The following is a 17,655-nucleotide window of genomic DNA, read 5'->3' as shown; positions in this document are numbered from 1 at the left end:
GAAATTTGTTATTTACTTACTGTTCCTATTAACGCGATATCCGTATAAATAGATTCCTCAATATTAGGAAGCAGCCTGTAAATTGATTTTTGAATCACTTTCTCAATTTCTTGCTTAATACTGAAGTAACCCTTCCATAAAATTGGCGAATTAGAATTGATTCCATTTCTAATGGCAGCCGAAACAATTCGCTTTTCTATTGTTGAAAATCCTTTATCATCAGCTAATGCGTCGCATAATGTGACTAGTTTATCATAGATAGTCCATTCGATTTGATTAAGTATTTCATATAATTGTATCTGTATGTGTGAAGGAATTTCCCTCCAACCATTAACTGCCTCTAAGTTGGTTGATGGAAATGAGTGCGTAACGCAAATATTTGCTGTTCCCTCGTAGCCTTTATTAATCATAAATAAATACCCATCCAACGAATGAATAACCGATGGGGTATAACCTACATACCGACCGATATCATGTAATAGTCCACTGGTATAAGCTATATTGGGGTCAATTTCGCACCCTGACTTTTGTAAGTCTATAGCTATATATTCCGCCGCTCTTGCCACGTTTATTGAGTGTTGAACCCAAGTTCCCGGATTTGATATTGCCGCAGCATTCAACAATTGCTCTGCATATAATCTATCTTCAACGAACTCCATTTCATCAACTCCATTTGACAGGGATGAAAATCAGAACACGCCTTACAATACACCGTTCATTCCGGCAAATATCCGGCCCAAAATATTAAAATTTAACATGATTAAAGATAATATAATAGCTGTTGGCAGAATGACCCAAATTTGCATTTTGTTTTTCGGAATGATAAGTAACAAAACAACGATCAATATTAGATATACTCCCATAAGCCATGGTACTAAATAGTAATGATGGTGAATGGGTAAATAAGCGTCGCGTAATTTAAACCCTTCTGACAGCAATATTGTGATGGGAAGGGCTGAGATAAAATTAGAAAACCATCCTCTTCCACTCGCATACCACATGATATAAGCACAAATAGGAGATAATACCGCGCATATCCCCCAAAAGATAATGGCTCTTTCTGGAAAAAAATGCAGCACAAACGTTGTGTAAACATAATAAATCGTAAGCATCGACGCAAAAAAGGCGAATACTTTTACAGCAGCCAATTTGGGTGAGTAGCTGTAAACCGATAAAATTGTCGCAGCAAATACCCATATACCAAGACGTCCACCGATATCGTCAAATATTGGGTTGATATTAGGATCATCCACAAGTTTTGCTGCCAAACCCATAATAATTCCGGTAATCATTGCAATTACTATTGAAAAGACTTTTTGATTTGTAGTTGATTTGTTCACCATTCTAATCGGAATCATCTTATTAAATATATCCATTATACGCTCCAATTCAGAGATTAATTTCATATCCGGACAAACAGCTTGAGAATGTCGATTCTCAGCTTTACTTCCTTCAATGCTATATATTACCAGATTACGATTATAATTGTTATACTGAACTGAAAATGCGGTATCAGGAGGGGGCTTTTGCTGGTGAAATAATAAAGCCCCGAAATTTCATGTAAGGGGTTCAAATTTGGAAGGCGAGCCAATATAAGGTTTCTCAGGTCATACTACGAAATGGAGTTAGATTGGTTAGACTGGTTGACACAAAAACCATTGGAGTAGATCTCTTTCGATATTAATTTTCTTAGTTATTATTTCATATTTGAAACCCTGGGGAAAAAGGATGGTTTAAAAAGTACCCGATGGATGCAATTGAATATGTAGAGAATGAAATAAGCGAGAAGATCAGTCGTTATCATTACAACTCGATGCATTGAATTTGCAGAGACGGACGAAAGGAGCGGATTCCCTAGGGCAACCGCTCCTTAATGATGTAAGCTGAGCTAGACTCTTATCGTTCTCAGCGCCGAGGCCCACGAAACGACTTGATCCAGCATCGATGTGACCGATTTTTCTTGGTACGGTGCAGGATGGAACGTCTCAAAATTGATAAAATCCGTTTGGAGCGAGATACGGACCTGACTGCGTACATCGGCGATCTGCAGTTCCGCCAGAATCATTCTCAAACTTTCTACGGCGCTCGACCCTCCGGCCGCACCGTATCCGACGATCCCCGCCGCTTTGTTATTCCATTCCAAATACAAATAATCAATGGCGTTTTTAAGAGCGCCCGGAATCGAGTGGTTATATTCGGGTGTAACAAAGATAAAACCATCGAATTGTTGAATCTTTTTCGACCATGCTTTGGTATGCGGCTTGGTATAGCTACCGAATGCAGCCGGCATCGGTTCGTCGAGAAACGGCAGTCGATAATCAGCAATATCTACAATTTCATAGACCGAGTCTTTACGTTGTTTCGCGATTTCATAAACCCAACGGGCGATGGCCTCTCCGTGGCGCCCCGGGCGAGTACTTCCTACAATAATACCGATATTCATCATACAGCATTCCTCCTAAAATTGATTTGATATATCCATAAGATTGCTGCAATAGCAATAGTAAGGACGAGAAAAATGTTGCCGTGGATCGCTCCTTCCGAATGATGAGCCGCAGGGTTCCATGGCTTAACTTGTTCAAAGTCGACCAGTTTTCCGTAAATCCCCGTTGCCACCGACCCGCCGATAAAATTCATCATGCTGAGCATTCCCATTCCGACCCCGCTCTGCTCACTCGACAACGTTCTGGATACCGAGTTCGACATCGCGATCATGCCGAAGGTCAGACCCACGTGACCAAGCATAAGAATCAAGGCGATATAGACGGCAGAGAACCCGATTAACGTAGACAGCAATGCGAAGCAAGCGATTAACAACCCGGATGCGATACTGAAAAGAGAAGCATTGCCCTTCGTGTCGGCAATTTTCCCTCCTCTTCGGCCCCAAATGGCTGATGCGACGGCACCGGGCACGAGCGCGAAGCCGATCAAGCTGGCTGGAAGCTTGTTGACTTGCGCCAGTAACAACGGACTGAGGAAATGCAAGGAAAAGCCGATACTGCTGAACAAGAAAGTAATCGTAACGCCTAAGGTGTAGCTGCGGTTACGGAACAACCCGGGCGCAATGAAGGGGGGCGTGAAGGTACGGATTCTAACGATGAACAGCGTTAAGGCGACGATGCCGCCAATCGCCGACCATAGCGAACCGGACGTAACGGTAAGCAGCAGTAATGTCACGGCAGCTGCGAGCAGCGCCCCACCCAGCCAATCCATACTCCCTTGTGGTTGTCGCGCATCTTCTTGCAGGTAACGCCGATAGAAAGGCAGGGTCAACAGAAGGAAGAAGGGAAAACAGAATAACCATTTCCAATGGAGAATGCTTAGGATAAAGGCGGACAACACCGGTCCAAGCGCGCTGCCAATCGCCAATCCCATGAATGCGGTCCCCATAGCGGTCCCCCTGCGTTCGGGAGGAAAATATCGGAGCGGGATCAGCATCGCGCTTGCTGGAATACTGGCGGCGCCGGCAGCCTGGATACATCTTCCCACAAGAACCATCCAGAAGCTTTGTGCAGCGAGACCGATTAACGAGCCTGCGGCGAATAACAGCAGTCCGAACGTTAGCAGGTTCTTCAGCCGAAAACGGTCGGCCAACTTGCCGTAAACAACCGTTCCGATTCCGTAAATGAGCGTGTAGGACGAGGTTATCCAGCTCACCTGTGCGTTTGTAACGGAGAATTGTTCGCGAATTTGTGGAAGCACCAAGTTGAACATAAGCACGCTCATCGCCGATAAGGCCAGTGTGGCCATAACGACGTACATCAGCTTCTCACCTTCTTGTTTTTGCAAACCAACTTCCATACCGGTTCACCCTTTCATTGAATGACTGTCATTACTGACTGACATATCGCTCGAAAAAATTAGGGCAGCAAAGCCCTAACGAAAAGCCACACTTCTTCTTCGATTAATTTATCGAACTGAACGTTCCTCAGCATGGGATCTTCGTTCATGCGTCCGATGGCCGCGCCGTAATTCATATAAATGAACGCCAGAGCCTTCGTCTCCGGGTCGGTTGCGACCATCTTTTCTCTCTGGATCATGCTCTCGAAGTAGTCGACCAATAAAGCTTTTAATTGTTGCGGGTGTCGATGCGTCCGCTCCCGGAAGTTGGGGAGATTACCGCCATCCTTAGCTGCAATCATGATCAACTTCCGATTCCGGTACATGATCTCGTGGTAGCTTCGGGCGATCATCAGTAGATCGGTGTGAAGGTCCCACTTGATTTGAGTCTCGAAGAGAAGCTTCATTTCGTCTGCATAGTGGTATCGCTGGAAAGCCATCTCGAGTAAATTTTGTTTGCTTTGGAAATGACGGAACAACGTTTTCTCGCTGAATCCGGCTCGCTCGGCAATTTCCTGCGTCGTGACCCCGTTATAGCCATACTCCGCCATGAGATCAATCGCCGCTAGGATTAACTTGTCGGTCGTTTCGTGCTTCTGAAATCCGGCCATGAATTAACCTCAATCCATTTTTTATGTCAGTTGTCACTGACATCAATATACAATGCTACAGATTTATTGTCAACAAGTTGTTCGTGGAAAAAAGGTATTTGGTGTTGAATCAGATTCAGGACGAAATTGTGTAATGGATTACAAACGAACCATAAAGTGGGGTAGCCCTCGGAATTGCACTAAGCGATTCCGAGGGCTTTTCATGGAACATTGTATATAAGTTATGTGACCCTCTATTTAAGCATGGTATCCCAATCCATCATTTATTGCTGCAGCAGCCGTTTCAGAAGCATAGCTGCTTCAGCTCGGGTGGATATGCCGTCCGGAATGAATTTACCCTGTTCACGTCCTTCGATCAAATGAAGCGCGGCGGCCGCTCTAACGTATTCGAGAGCCCAAGGGGAAACGTTCGATTCATCAGTAAATCCGGACTCCATAGAGTCAGGCCACTCGACTCCCTTGCTAATTTTGTAAGCCCGCATTAGCATGGTCACCATTTCTTGTCGCGTGATATCTCCATTTGGATCAAATACCGTGGCGCTTTTTCCATTAGCAATGCCGGATTGAACTGCAATGGAAATGGGTTCTTCATACCAGGCGCCTTTTTCTACATCCGTAAAGGTCAATACGCCAGCCTGCGTCAAATTCAGTGCTCTGACTAGCAGAGCGGTAAACTCCGCACGGGTAACGGAACGATCGGGTTCGAAAGTCGTGCTGCTCGTACCGGTAATCATCTGCTTCGCTGCCAGCTCTTCGATGGCATCCTTGGCCCAATGGGAGGGCTGGATATCTATGAACCGCTTCTTGAATTCAAGGACGGCATAGGTACCGGCACGATGAATGTCGGCCACCCATTCTCCCTCGATGTAACTTCCGCCTACGTACTCAAAAGTTCCATCTTCGGTCATATAGTAAAGGCCAACCAAATTCGGGTTCAGGGCAGAGTCAACTTGTGCACGTATCGTCATCGGCGGATGGAAGGGGGATAAGCTGGTTCTTTGTCCGTCTTTCGCGACCATAATTAAGCTTAAGTCAATAATCTCCCCGGAAAGCTTGATCGCTGCATGCTGGTCATCCCTCAGTTCGTCAAGCCGCTTCTCAGCTTCAGATGACGGCAACCGATTTATATTTATTTCGACCTGGGAATCCGTCGTTTCCGTTATGGCCGCTTTATCGCTCCATTGCTTCAACAAATCTGCAGGAAGCTCAAAGGCAAATGTGTCGGTTTCAATCACCAGCCGGTTCTGTCCGAGAGCCTCGAATGCATTGCCAGGAAGGATAACTTGATTAACCTTCTTCGGTACAGCCACCGTCACTTTTCCATTCTCCGCTTCTTGCCTTAGATCCTCTATCTGCAGGACAAGCTGCTGCTCGTTACTGCTGTTGTCCTTCGGTATGACATAACCTCCCCAAGAGGGCTGCGGCGGCTCTTCTTCAGTTGGCTTCTCGAGGAAGGCGATTCTGGCCTCTGCGGCAATGAGCTCCTCGAGGTTGGTAATATCTGCCTCCTGTGCGCCCAGGCTCAACGCGGTTTCCACCTTCGAACGTGCCGCCACCACAGCAGGCTTATCCTTCAAGGTTATATTGGCCGGCAGGGCAGCGATCGCGGCGATAGCTTCCTGAATGGCCGTCTCCCGAGGATTGGCAGGCTTCTCAAGGAAAGCGATTCTGGCCTCTGCGGCAATGAGCACCTTGAGGTTGGTAATATCGGCCTCCTGTGCGCCCAATCTCAACGCGGTTTCCACCTTCGAACGTGCCGCCACCACAGCAGGCTTATCCTTCAAGGTTATATTGGCTGGCAGGGCAGCGATCGCGGCGATGGCTTCCTGAATGGCCGTCTCCCGAGGATCGGCAGGCTTCTCAAGGAAGGCGATTCTGGCCTCTGCGGCAATGAGCACCTTGAGGTTGGTAATTTCGGCCTCCTGCGCACCCAATCTCAACGCGGTTTCCACCTTCGCACGTGCCGCCACCACAGCAGGCTTATCCTTCAAGGTTATATTGGCCGGCAGGGCAGCGATCGCGGCGATGGCTTCCTGAATGGCCGTCTCCCGAGGATCGGCAGGCTTCCAGTTAATTTTGTACTGCAATGTGGACTTCCCGTCTTTGGCCGTCACATGGATAATGGTTTGCTTTTGCTCCGAAACAGATTCTACATGTACTACAGCTTCCGACTGCTTCGCAACGGCTTGAACATCGTCCGCGGACGACAGGGGATAGGTATACTGTAAAATTCCCGGAGAGAAGCTTTCCAGCGGCATTCCATTGACATGAATGGCCGACAGAGTGGCATCGGTCTCCGGTATGGCAATTCGGGACATGTTTGTCGAGGCATCGGGTGAATAATAGATGCTGCCGTCGATCCCGATAGCCATATCGTTGACAAAACCATCTACAATCGTCTTGTGCTGCAACGTTTCCGGATCGATGACAATGAGCTTGCGCGATAAGGTCGTGTAGAGCATACCGTCCGGACTCCATTCCAAGCGGTATGGCTTCCATTTGCTGCTGTTGTACAAGCTTGGGCGAATGAGCTTGCTTTTTACAACCTCATTCGTATCGACATCCATCGCAAAGATGGTTCCGTCTACGGCTCCCCACAGATAGCCATCGGGCCCGAAGGACAGCTCGCCAATCATCTTCGGAGCTTCATCAATGCCCGGGATTTGAGGCGTAAATTCAGCGACTTTCCGGCCTTTAGCCACATCCCAGATGAAAAGCTTAGCCGCGGGCTCCGAAGGATTGATGCCCAATCCGCCCCAAATCGTAGTTCCGCCGTACAGATAACCATCCTTGTACGCCAGAGCCATAATACTTTGGTTCTCAACAAAGTTATCGAATTGGGTCCAATGATCCGCGGTCTCATCATAGATAGCCAGGGATCCTCCCAACAAACCATAATCGGGGACGGTGCCGACAAACAGCTTATTGTCTCCGGATGTGATGGCGAATGGACGATCCTGCATGTTCTCGAAAGGATAGACCATCCTCGGGTTCGTATTCAGCTCCATGGGTTGCGACGGATCAAGGCGATACATGACCGCTGCAACATACGTTCCATAATAGACATGATCGTTAAGGAACCCGATTCCTTCAGGTTGAGCGAAGGAAGAGATATTTAGATCAATCTGGTTAGTAAAAGGATTATAAATGCTCATGCCGCGTTGATATCCGCCCAGATAGATGCGGCCGTCGGTGCCTTTTTCTAACGCTTGAATGGCGACAGGCTGTGGTGAAATTTCCAGTTCGATAAAGGACAGCCATTGATCCGTTGGATCATACAAGATGTACTCTCCGTATTGTGTAATGATTGTCAGTACGGTTTGTCCTGCTTTCGGCCCGCTCTGCAGCTTAATCCACTGCATATCTTTAACCCGAATGGTGTCCGGGAGTGGAACAGACAGCTCTATTTGGCTCGAGCGGTTCGTGCTGAAGTCGTATTGGAAGAGCTCCGTGCCATTTTTATAGTAAATAAGGTTAGGGTTAAAAGGGGAGGGCTCCGAGATCATGTTGCTGTATTGGAAAGTATGCTCAATCTCGTATGTTTCCATATTCATGACGACCATATTGATCGTACTGACTGAAACAAAGAGCTTTCCATTTACAACGAACACATCGGCAATAGTTCCCGTGTCTCCCGTTGCCAAATTGAGTTCATTGTCCGGAATAATAATTTCCGTCTTCTCGCCCGTAACCCGATCGATTCTAAACAAATGGATGCTGGTCCCTAATCCGGCATAAATGTATTTCTCATCGACGGCTATCCCCCGCACATAATCTTGTCCGTCCATAATGGTGCCGTAATCACGGAATTTCCCGGTGCGAATGTCATACTCGAACACTTTGCCATACGATTTGTCATTGTACGTTGCGCCGTATATTTTCCCATCAGGGGCAGCTTCCAGATCCCATACCCAGCTGTCGGAAGGGTTGACACCGAGCAGCTCCACTTCCTTTTTCGCAGGCAGATAACGGTACAGCTTCCCGTCTCCAGTGCCGGCGAAATAGACATTCTGGTCGGGACCTATCGTCATCGCCCAAGTCGCTTCCGTATTGGGGATGACCTGAGAGAACTTTAACTTACCGGTTTCGCCATCGACGACTACGAAGGTTCCGGGTTTGCCGTTCGTGTGGAAATAGACTTCATTGTCACCCAAAACATTCTGTTGAATCGCCCCCGCTTGCCCCAAGCTTACGCTTACCATCGGACCGAGATCAACAGGCTCCTGATAATCACGCTCTAATGGAACTTCCGGCGGCACGATCTCAAAGGCAGCATCGTCGAAGTAAGCTTCCGTCAAACTGATTCCTCCCGAATATAAACCTATTCTTGCATAAGCGGCTCCTGCCGGGGCAGTAGTTAACAATTTCATCTCTGACCATTGATTCGTTCCCAGGGAATTCCCCGAGAACAGCTCCTGCTTGACGGCAACCCTAACATCTTGAGCGTTATAATAATGAACTTCCAATACAATATTATGGGTCTGCTTCACGACGTTTACGAAGCTTGAAGCAATGTAAGATTCGTTGGGGGCAACCGCAATTTTATCGCTGAATACCCGCAAGCCTGTCGAACCCGCATCCGCAACCGAATCTACAAAATGAAGGCTGTATGTCCCGTTATGAGTCCGATCTTTACTTAATTCCACCGTTCCGGAAGTTACGGGGTCAATAGCCCAGTGAGGGATTCGGCCATCAACCGCATCTTGCTCAAACCCGGGATTCAATACTTCTCGAGGATATTCCGTATCTGAAGGCGCTTCCAAAAGCTCTATGGAAACATCATCAAAATATACTTCGGTGACCGCAATCCTGCCTGAATTAAAACGCAATTGAATTTGTGTTGCTTCTGCGGGCACTTCGAAAGGCACAACCAACTCATTCCACTCGTTTAATTTCAGCTTGCCTTTGGCAAAATTGATAAAGTCCGCTTTGCCGACTTTATCGCCTTGGTTATTGTAATAATGCACCTCATAACCGATGCTGTGAGTTTGGCTGACGACATACGCGAACGCTTTGGCATTGTATTTGCCCCCCGGAACAACAGGGATCGCTTGGCTGGATACTTGCAGCTGTTCCTCGGCGCTCGAGTTATGGAAATGAAGACTCTTGGACCCGCTATGAGCCTTGTAGGTGCTGACCGTTACTGTACTTACCGTGTTTTGCGTAATCAGACTCCAGCCGGGAATAGTTCCGTCTACCAAATCCATTTCAAACCCCGGATTTACGATACCGCCATTTCCCATATCCGCTGCCGAAGCCCCAGACAACGGGAATATCCCGAAAATTATCGAGAAGCTGAGCAAGATGGAAAGGTAACGTTTAGTCACTTTCATCATTAATGGGATCACCTCATATGAAATCATCTAATATTACTAACCATGAAACGATGGCAAAGGGGAGAGGGGCGTATTGAGTGGTTATATCGTTCGAGCTTAACTCGAATCGTCGGACCTGTAATTGGAGTGTAATGAATGACTGATCCGAAATTACCCGCAAATTTTTCTATATATTCCCCTTTAGCTGTATCTCGAGCAAACCTTTGAACGCGAGGAACTATCACCACCTAAGATACCATTTTCTTCTCCAGCCAAGAGCCTGCTGTTCTATCACTCAATGAGGTATAGGCCAGATGAACCACCCAATGGGAGCGCTCTCATCTCCGAAAACAAGAAAGGGATGAATGCGTTCATTTTGCCTGTTCGTATGTAAGTGCCTATCCGATTTCTCATTACAGTAACAAGGGAAGGAAGACGCAGCTTGGAAAGCTTCGTATTCCGACGAAGAATACACCTCAGCACCTGCAATATAGCTTCCAGTGTAGGCTGCAGGATAGATTTCTCTAATCTGGGAGCGCTCCAAATGATGTAATATTTTAATTATGAAATAGCCGGTCATGAAAGTCAACACCTTGAAATCCTCCCATTTAAAGAGCAATGTATATAAGGATTATCACAAAAGTGGTTCGCCGCTAATCGGTCACAACTCGTAATACAAAAGGCAAGCTCTTTCCCATTGATAGGGGAGAGCTTGCCCGCCCAGCCATTTCGCTAAAGTATTCAATATGAGATTATTCATCACGAAAAACAAAGGATCGGAAAGCGAAAGACAGAAGAGGTGCACATCCCAAGCTTAAAAAATAGTGGGTATCATTCCCCCATCCATGCCTGCCAAATGGCAAAATATTGGGCAGTGTTGACTACTGGTTCTGTAATAATGGCAAGCGGCAGTTGCGCTTTGCGGGCTGCGTCGTGGGGGGCAATCCCCATTTGACGTAATCCGTCCCAAAATCCTGGCGGAATTTTAATGCGCTCAGAGATAGGAAACTTCATACATACATTGTCTCCTTTAGCTGCTTAATATATTTTAAGTTCTGGTTGTAATCGGGGAACGCGCCCTGTTGATGGCGTAACTTTTATAATACCTCCTCCAATGCCCCTCTGTAACTAGAAGATAGTGACATATTACTTGCAGATTTCAATTTTCCGTTTCTGGGTTCGGCAGTGCCTTGTCCCACAAAAGCCCGATTTCCGTCCGGACCCAAAAAACCGGGATCATGGAACAATTTCTAAAACAGTACCTTGGTTGGCATCAGCCACTTTCGTAGAGCCATAAACGCCCAGATATAGTCTGGTTTGATTTAGATTCGTCCCTAAACTAACGTAATAAGCGGATTGAGACCCAAAATTATAATCGGTTTCAATAACACTAAAATCATTTAATTTACAATCTGTTCTTATCCTGGTATATGCTAAAGCCCCTCTAACCGGAAGTTGGGATTCTTTGGCCCGGGCCAGATCGGTAAACACAACGTTTCCCGATATAGCGGGGATCTCATTTCCCATATAGGGCTGGACTCCTGTAAGTGCAGTTGCTTTAAACTTATCCGTTCGGGGATCTTCATGAAAATAACTGATTAGCGGCAGAAGACGCTGCACCGAAGTTTTTACTGCTTCATCGTAATAAGCCATTGTTTTCTGAGTCAAAGCGGGATTTGCAGAGCAGCCTGTTATTATGGAGGTAGGAAAAGCACCTTCCCAGCCTCGCCAGCCAAAGTTAATAAATCCTTCTTGGTCAATTTCTGAATTCATTAAATAAGCTTGAACAAGCTGAGTAACCGGTATTGGTTTATACTGTATAAATGAAAAAATCGATTCTACGAGATCCTGTCCGACATTTCCTGCGTATTTGATATACCGATTATAAAATCTTTGATATGAAATGCCCGGTATATTGCGAACTCCTTTGGCTATTACCGTAAGCGTTTCTTGAATAGCTACGGGCAGCTCATTAAAACGTGTAACTATGGGAGGATTATCGATAAATGTATTTTTAGCGACATCAATTTCGATGATTTTACCTGCTATTTCCATATCATCTTGACTTAAATTAAAGGGATCATAGCCCGACCCTCCATCACCGGTTGTCAAAACAAGTTTTCCTGTTTCAGGTGAAAAGTTTAAGCTATTGACACCATTATGGTTTAAAAATGGTCTTCTTAAATTCAGTAATGTCCGTCGTCTTTGAGGCTGGCCATTCGATTGCAGAATCCATTCTTCTACTGTATCAATATGTTCATATTGCGTTTCTCTATTTGTCCATCTTTGGCTTAAGGTTCTGGGATCACACGGATTAGGCTTAAAAGATTCGAACGCCCCTGGAAGAGCGCCCGGACCTTGAGTTCCAGCTACTGAATAATGGAGATAGAACAGGCGATTATAGTAAAATTGGGGATGAAACGCCAGCCCTACCAATCCCCGTTCATCATATCCGCCACTAGAAACACCCAGTTTAATAATTCGTGGACGTATATCTAACAAAGTCCTTATAACTCCGTTTCCTATGTAAAAGATCTCTCCTACCTGGGTTGCAATAAACAATCGTTCGATGGAATCGCCAGGAAGTATAGCCGTTTTCAAAACAGTGGGTAAATTTAGCTTACTGACAATGGGCCGCAAACTAACTTTAGCCTTTATCAAATAACTTTACCCTCCTTTTTCATTGATTTGTTTTATAAAGAATATGACTATAATTGTTTATTATTACCCGGGTACCCTGGCTCCTACGGCAAGCCAGAATATTACAAACAATAATAGTAGGGATCGATCCATGAGATTCTTCCGAATTTACGAGGAATCTGCTAGTGTTATTACAATGATGAAGGGAGGGGCACCCTTGCTGCATCGTACGTACATTCCGAAAATGCCGTTATCGTTGTTCGTCGATTATTTTTGGTATATGGAAGATTATAATCCTTCGCATTCCAAGGAACTGGCTTTGCCGGACGGATCTGTGGATGTGATCATCGATCTTGGCGAGGACAAAATCCGACTGTTCGATAGCAATCATCGCGAGTTGGTTTTCGGCCATTCAATTCTCTGCGGTCCGCACTCGGAATATTTTGTTATCGATACGGCCTGCGAGTCGAGAGTGATCGGCATCCACTTTAAACAAGGCGGTATCCACCCGTTCCTTAAAGAACCGCTCGTAGAGCTTCACAATAAACATTTTCCATTAGATATATTATGGGGGTCCAAAGTAAGCGAGATTCGCGACGAACTGCTGGCTTCCCCTGGACCGGATGAGATGTTCCAAGTGCTTGAACGCAGCTTGCTGTCTCTTGCGAGGAAAGATTTGAAATGGGACCCGGCAGTACTATTCGTATTGAACCACCTTCATGGTTGCCAGATCGCTGAGATCATTGAGCAGACCGGGATCAGTCATCGAAGATTCAACCAAATTTTTAAAGCAGAAGTCGGTATGACACCTAAGCGACTAAACCGCCTTTATCGATTCCAGGAAGTTCTGCGTCTCGTTCATTCCGGGGAAAATATTTCGTGGGTCAATATCGCTCAAGCTTGCGGATATTTCGATCAAGCGCATTTTATAAAGGACTTTAGTTCTTTCTCCGGCATCAATCCGAGTGAATACCGTCCGATATTGGGAAGACATCATAATCATGCTAAGTATGTCACGTAAGGTCAAAAATTTACAATACTTGACCGTGAGAGAAGGATATTATTAAGAGCATAGCAAGTGATTTCCTAATAAGTTTGAAGGAGGAATATATTGATGAAGGCGAACCATTATGTGCCGGACGGCTTTCATACCGTCACACCTTATCTTCATGTACAGGGAGCGGAAAAATTGATTGATTTCCTTAAGCAAGCTTTTAGGGCGGAGGAATTAAACCGTTCGACAGATGCTGACGGACGTATCCGGCATGCAGAAATTCGTCTGGAGGGCTCCATCATTGAATGTTCGGAAGGCAGAGATCCATATCCCCCGATGCAAAGTGCAATTCACTTGTATGTAAGAGATACTGACAAATGTTATGAACAAGCGATCGCCGCTGGAGCCGCTTCTCTATATGAACCCGCGGATATGCCTTATGGTGAGCGGAGTGCCGGCGTGAAAGATCCGTTTGGCAATCATTGGTACATCGCGACATTTATGGGGACGGTTAGGTAGAGGAGAGAGGTTCTGCGAACAACGGCAAAGGTGCGTTAATTACCGGAAAGTTTCTCGAAGCTTAATTACATGCTTATTCAGATGAACCTCGTCCATCCTGAAGAAATACAAGGATTGTTGATACAGGGTTTGCGCTTGGTCGCTCCCAAGCCGGTCGTTCTCATTGGATGAGGTGAGAGTACTCGGGATAAACGAGATAAACGCTTGCGTTGATCAAATAAAGCCAGTGACTAAAATACGGGTGTGTATGCGGAACCATACGCGACCCGTTATTTTTTTGCCTCGCTGCGAGCCGATCGACAATGCAGGAAGAACGGTCCATATTGTTTTTTTGTTCATCAGGCATGAGGATGGAGTGATCAGTTAGCATCTAACTCCCAGTTCCCTTTCAACTTAATAACATGAATCGATCCGAAAAACCTTCTAGAAAAATGATATTTATCATTTCAAAGAAGTGATATACATAACTACCGGCCCCGTCGGCTTTTAGATATGCTTCTTATATAATAAATGAAGGAGGCACAAGTAATAATGAGAAAAGGGTTATTAAGCCATATGGTATGATAGAGCAAAATGATGGAGGTGGTAAAAATGGCTCGCGTCAGACTGCCGTTGGAAACAATGATGTTGCTTCCTCCATTGATTTCTATGATTATTTTTCCGCAACAGACGGGGTACAACTATCTATTGTTTTTTATAATCGCAACGGCTCATTTGATCAGCATTATGAATGCGAAACACCGAACCTTTTTCATCATTGTTCAACTGGTCGCGGTTGCTTTATGGGGAGCCTTCATCTCCCCATGGGAATTAAGCTTCGGCTTTTATCCTGCTTTGGTGATCGGCAAGTACTCATCCTACCGCAAAATTACCGCAATGACTGTACTCATGGCTGCGCTCTTTGCCGGGTCGGTCGGGTTCAATTTCTTGCGAGAGTCGAATTCATTGTACCTAGGCTGGTATTCGATTCTTTTCATACTTTTCCTGTTGCCCTTTATGGTGAGAATGATCCGGAAGTCACATGAAATGAAATTGGGGTTACAATATGCCAATGATGAAATTTCCCGGTTGATTAAAAATGAAGAACGCCAGCGAATCGCCCGTGATCTTCATGACACGTTGGGCCATACCCTGTCTCTGCTTACGTTGAAAGGTGAATTGGTGGAGCGGCTCATTCCCCGGAGTCCCGATCAAGCCTTGAAAGAAGCACGTGAGATCCAAAATATTTCAAGATCCGTCCTATTGCAGGTGCGGGAACTGATCAGTGATATGCAGTCCATCGATCTTGATGAGGAGTGCCGACAGGCCGCTCAAATTTGCGAGTCTGCCGGGATTTCATTCAAAGTGGAACGGAAGGATGAACTTTCGGGAGCCCCGCCGATTATCCGGAATATCCTGAGCCTGTGTCTTCGTGAATGTGTTACCAATGTCGTAAAACACAGCGGCGCGCGCATATGCACAATCCGCATTGAAGAAGAACCTGGAAGATACATTCTTCAGGTGGAGGATGATGGGGTCGGCATTGCGAAGGAAAATCACGACCAGTTTCACAGCGGCTTGTTGGGCATGAAAGAACGGTTATTGCTGATCGAAGGAAAACTTGAAATGGCAGCCGGAGAAACAACAGGGACGAAAATCACGATCATCGTGCCGAAAGTTAAGAAACCGGCGATAACGGAGGGAATCCAATGAGAATCGTCATTGCGGAAGATCAAGGAATGCTTCGATCCGCGGTCAGCCAGCTGTTGGCCCTGGAAGAAGATATTGAAATTGTCGGGGAAGCCGACAACGGTGAACAGGCTCTCCGGCTGATTCGGGAAAAAAACGCCGATATTGCCGTGCTCGATATAGAGATGCCATTGTTAAGCGGACTGGAGGCAGCGGAAAAGTTGAGGGATGAGGGCAGAGAATGCCGGGTCGCCATCGTGACCACCTTCGCCCGAAGCGGGTACCTGCAACGTGCCGTGAAGGCCGGAGTAATGGGGTATTTGCTAAAAGATACGCCCGTGTCCGAATTGGCGGAAGCGCTGCGAAAAATTCACGCGGGCAAGCGTGTCTTTAGCCCGCACCTTACTTTTTCCATGATGGAAGAAATAAACCCGCTCACGAAACGAGAAACCGAGATTTTGCTGCACCTGAAGAAGGGGGATACGGTCAAAGAAGTCAGTAAAACTCTCTATCTCTCTCCAGCTACGATCCGCAACTACATCTCCGAAATTATTCAGAAGCTGGAAGCGAGAAACCGGATGGATGCCGTCTCCATTGCCGAAAACAAAGGATGGCTGCCGGAATAACCTTTTTTTGTAAAACAAAACCGATTTTATATGATGCAAGACTGAATAGCAAAAATCCATTCTTTTGTTATGAGAGAAGGAGAAAAAAGATGAAACCTGTCATTGAAGTTGAAGGCTTGACCAAACAATACGGGGAAACTCGAGCCGTACAGGGGATTTCGTTTACAGTCGAAAGAGGCGAAATTTTCGGTATCATCGGTCCGAACGGAGCCGGTAAGACCACAACCATTGAGATCCTGGAAGGACTGCGGACAAGAGATTCCGGAAAGGTACACGTACTCGGCCTTGACCCCGGCAAGGAATCCGACCGCTATCCATTAAATAAAAAAATCGGGGTGCAGTTCCAGGCCACATCCATACAGGAGTTAATGAAGGTCAAAGAAGCGATAAATTTGTTTGCCTCTTTTTATGACACAAATCATGTCCTGATGGACATCATTGAACAGCTACAATTGAAAGACAAACTCAATTCGTATTTCAAGGATCTTTCCGGTGGCTGGAAACAACGGGTAACGCTCGCTTTATCCGTTTTGCATCAACCCGAAATCGTGTTTTTGGATGAACCGAGCATGGGGCTGGATCCCCAGGCCCGCCGCGAGTTGTGGGGAGTCATCCATACCCTGAGGGAACAAGGAACCACCATCGTGGTCACGACGCATTATATGGAAGAAGCCGAAAAGCTCTGTGATCGAGTGGCAATGGTGTACGAAGGTCAAATTCGGGCACTTGGGAAACCGAATGTATTGCTCGAAGACCTGGCGACTAACTACCTAGCGTTTGAGAGTTTCGACGTGGATCCCGATGTTTTGATCGCCCTGCCCAGCGTGATTCACGTGGAGAAATCCGGGGATCGGGTGAGAATTCAAACGGAGAATCTACAGCGTTCTGCCTATTTGGTTTTAAAAGAATGTGAAGAACGCGATTGGAAAGTGACCGCATTCCGTTTCGAGCGAGGCACGCTGGATGATTTGTTTGTCCACCTGTTAAAGGAGCGATCAGCATGAATAAAATTGTGAAACTGTCGGTAATGGAAACAAAATTATTTTTTCGAGAAAAAATGGCCGTGTTCTGGACCTTTCTGTTTCCGGTTCTGATGATCTGGCTATTCGGAGTGATGTTCGGAAATACAGAAATCGGAGGGATGACTTACAGCAATGCTTACATCCCGTCCTGGATTGCCGTGAACATCCTGACCACTGCGTTTTTCGGAATCGGAACGGTGATGGCCAACTATCGTGAAAAGGGCATTTTGCGACGCTATCAGGTCACAACCGTGCGGCCCTGGATGGTGTTAACGGCACAAACCGTGCAGGGAACCGTCATTTTTACCATCAGCGCCGTAATTATACTCATTTTTGGATTCCTCGTCTTCAATTTACTGGACAGTCAAAAGTTCTACAGCATTAAGAAGCGAGCGAATCGGCGTCAATATCAGTCGTTTC

The 17,655-nt window shown here is 46.2% G+C and carries 14 protein-coding genes; 6 read left to right on the top strand and 8 right to left on the bottom strand.

Features of this window, described 5'->3' with window-relative positions; genetic code table 11:
• Nucleotides 1-8 precede the first annotated feature (8 nt).
• The 8 genes from ACFQ03_RS08690 to ACFQ03_RS08655 all read right to left on the bottom strand — a co-directional run bounded on the left by ACFQ03_RS08690 (nucleotide 9) and on the right by ACFQ03_RS08655 (nucleotide 12,427).
• Nucleotides 9-659, bottom strand: coding sequence for an HD domain-containing protein (locus ACFQ03_RS08690; RefSeq protein WP_379287491.1), 651 nt, complete (start codon nucleotides 657-659; stop codon nucleotides 9-11).
• A 42-nt stretch (nucleotides 660-701) separates the two neighbouring features.
• A complete protein-coding gene (locus ACFQ03_RS08685) occupies nucleotides 702-1,376 on the bottom strand; it encodes a hypothetical protein (protein ID WP_379287489.1) in 675 nt (224 codons plus the stop codon).
• A 512-nt stretch (nucleotides 1,377-1,888) separates the two neighbouring features.
• On the bottom strand, nucleotides 1,889-2,446 hold the full coding sequence (locus ACFQ03_RS08680) for an NADPH-dependent FMN reductase (RefSeq protein WP_144938981.1): 558 nt from the start codon (nucleotides 2,444-2,446) through the stop codon (nucleotides 1,889-1,891).
• Nucleotides 2,443-3,801 carry an MFS transporter gene (locus ACFQ03_RS08675; RefSeq protein WP_379287486.1) on the bottom strand — a complete coding sequence of 453 codons (1,359 nt, stop codon included), beginning with the start codon at nucleotides 3,799-3,801 and terminating at the stop codon, nucleotides 2,443-2,445. Before ACFQ03_RS08675 ends, ACFQ03_RS08680 begins: the two co-directional genes overlap by 4 nt.
• 59 nt (nucleotides 3,802-3,860) lie before the next feature.
• Nucleotides 3,861-4,451 carry a TetR/AcrR family transcriptional regulator gene (locus tag ACFQ03_RS08670; protein WP_379287484.1) on the bottom strand — a complete coding sequence of 197 codons (591 nt, stop codon included), beginning with the start codon at nucleotides 4,449-4,451 and terminating at the stop codon, nucleotides 3,861-3,863.
• A gap of 263 nt (nucleotides 4,452-4,714) precedes the next feature.
• On the bottom strand, nucleotides 4,715-9,787 hold the full coding sequence (locus tag ACFQ03_RS08665) for an S-layer homology domain-containing protein (protein WP_379287483.1): 5,073 nt from the start codon (nucleotides 9,785-9,787) through the stop codon (nucleotides 4,715-4,717).
• A gap of 810 nt (nucleotides 9,788-10,597) precedes the next feature.
• Complete coding sequence (locus ACFQ03_RS08660) at nucleotides 10,598-10,780, bottom strand: hypothetical protein (RefSeq protein ID WP_379287481.1); 183 nt, start codon at nucleotides 10,778-10,780, stop codon at nucleotides 10,598-10,600.
• A gap of 222 nt (nucleotides 10,781-11,002) precedes the next feature.
• Nucleotides 11,003-12,427 carry a PQQ-dependent sugar dehydrogenase gene (locus ACFQ03_RS08655; RefSeq protein ID WP_379287479.1) on the bottom strand — a complete coding sequence of 475 codons (1,425 nt, stop codon included), beginning with the start codon at nucleotides 12,425-12,427 and terminating at the stop codon, nucleotides 11,003-11,005.
• Nucleotides 12,428-12,623: 196 nt separating this feature from the next.
• Here ACFQ03_RS08655 and ACFQ03_RS08650 point away from each other — a divergent pair, with 196 nt between their 5' ends.
• From ACFQ03_RS08650 to ACFQ03_RS08625, 6 genes are all read left to right on the top strand, one after another.
• Nucleotides 12,624-13,427 (top strand): DUF6597 domain-containing transcriptional factor, encoded by an 804-nt coding sequence (locus ACFQ03_RS08650; RefSeq protein ID WP_379287477.1) that lies wholly within the window; start codon nucleotides 12,624-12,626, stop codon nucleotides 13,425-13,427.
• 93 nt (nucleotides 13,428-13,520) lie between these two features.
• Nucleotides 13,521-13,919: a VOC family protein gene (locus ACFQ03_RS08645; protein ID WP_379287475.1), complete on the top strand. Its 399-nt coding sequence runs from the start codon at nucleotides 13,521-13,523 to the stop codon at nucleotides 13,917-13,919.
• 591 nt (nucleotides 13,920-14,510) lie between these two features.
• Complete coding sequence (locus tag ACFQ03_RS08640) at nucleotides 14,511-15,611, top strand: sensor histidine kinase (RefSeq protein WP_379287473.1); 1,101 nt, start codon at nucleotides 14,511-14,513, stop codon at nucleotides 15,609-15,611.
• Nucleotides 15,608-16,213, top strand: a complete 606-nt coding sequence (locus ACFQ03_RS08635) for a response regulator transcription factor (RefSeq protein ID WP_379287471.1) — start codon at nucleotides 15,608-15,610, stop codon at nucleotides 16,211-16,213. Before ACFQ03_RS08640 ends, ACFQ03_RS08635 begins: the two co-directional genes overlap by 4 nt.
• An 89-nt stretch (nucleotides 16,214-16,302) precedes the next feature.
• Nucleotides 16,303-17,217 (top strand): ABC transporter ATP-binding protein, encoded by a 915-nt coding sequence (locus tag ACFQ03_RS08630; RefSeq protein ID WP_379287469.1) that lies wholly within the window; start codon nucleotides 16,303-16,305, stop codon nucleotides 17,215-17,217.
• A partial coding sequence (locus tag ACFQ03_RS08625) for an ABC transporter permease (RefSeq protein ID WP_379287467.1) occupies nucleotides 17,214-17,655 on the top strand: 442 nt, incomplete at its 3' end. The genes ACFQ03_RS08630 and ACFQ03_RS08625, both read left to right, overlap by 4 nt.

Origin of the sequence: Paenibacillus residui (assembly GCF_042677205.1) — a bacterium.
GTDB lineage: Bacteria > Bacillota > Bacilli > Paenibacillales > NBRC-103111 > Paenibacillus_L > Paenibacillus_L residui.
The sequence above is the reverse complement of the archived record's forward strand: the minus strand, read 5'-3'. Positions and strand labels throughout refer to the sequence as shown.

Bases quoted from the DNA above. Each gene is read 5' to 3' on its own strand.
- ACFQ03_RS08690 (WP_379287491.1), bottom strand. From the start codon at position 659: ATGGAGTTCGTTGAAGATAGATTATATGCAGAGCAATTGTTGAATGCT.
- ACFQ03_RS08685 (WP_379287489.1), bottom strand. From the start codon at position 1,376: ATGGATATATTTAATAAGATGATTCCGATTAGAATGGTGAACAAATCA.
- ACFQ03_RS08680 (WP_144938981.1), bottom strand. From the start codon at position 2,446: ATGATGAATATCGGTATTATTGTAGGAAGTACTCGCCCGGGGCGCCAC.
- ACFQ03_RS08675 (WP_379287486.1), bottom strand. From the start codon at position 3,801: ATGGAAGTTGGTTTGCAAAAACAAGAAGGTGAGAAGCTGATGTACGTC.
- ACFQ03_RS08670 (WP_379287484.1), bottom strand. From the start codon at position 4,451: ATGGCCGGATTTCAGAAGCACGAAACGACCGACAAGTTAATCCTAGCG.
- ACFQ03_RS08665 (WP_379287483.1), bottom strand. From the start codon at position 9,787: ATGATGAAAGTGACTAAACGTTACCTTTCCATCTTGCTCAGCTTCTCG.
- ACFQ03_RS08660 (WP_379287481.1), bottom strand. From the start codon at position 10,780: ATGAAGTTTCCTATCTCTGAGCGCATTAAAATTCCGCCAGGATTTTGG.
- ACFQ03_RS08645 (WP_379287475.1), top strand. From the start codon at position 13,521: ATGAAGGCGAACCATTATGTGCCGGACGGCTTTCATACCGTCACACCT.
- ACFQ03_RS08640 (WP_379287473.1), top strand. From the start codon at position 14,511: ATGGCTCGCGTCAGACTGCCGTTGGAAACAATGATGTTGCTTCCTCCA.
- ACFQ03_RS08635 (WP_379287471.1), top strand. From the start codon at position 15,608: ATGAGAATCGTCATTGCGGAAGATCAAGGAATGCTTCGATCCGCGGTC.
- ACFQ03_RS08630 (WP_379287469.1), top strand. From the start codon at position 16,303: ATGAAACCTGTCATTGAAGTTGAAGGCTTGACCAAACAATACGGGGAA.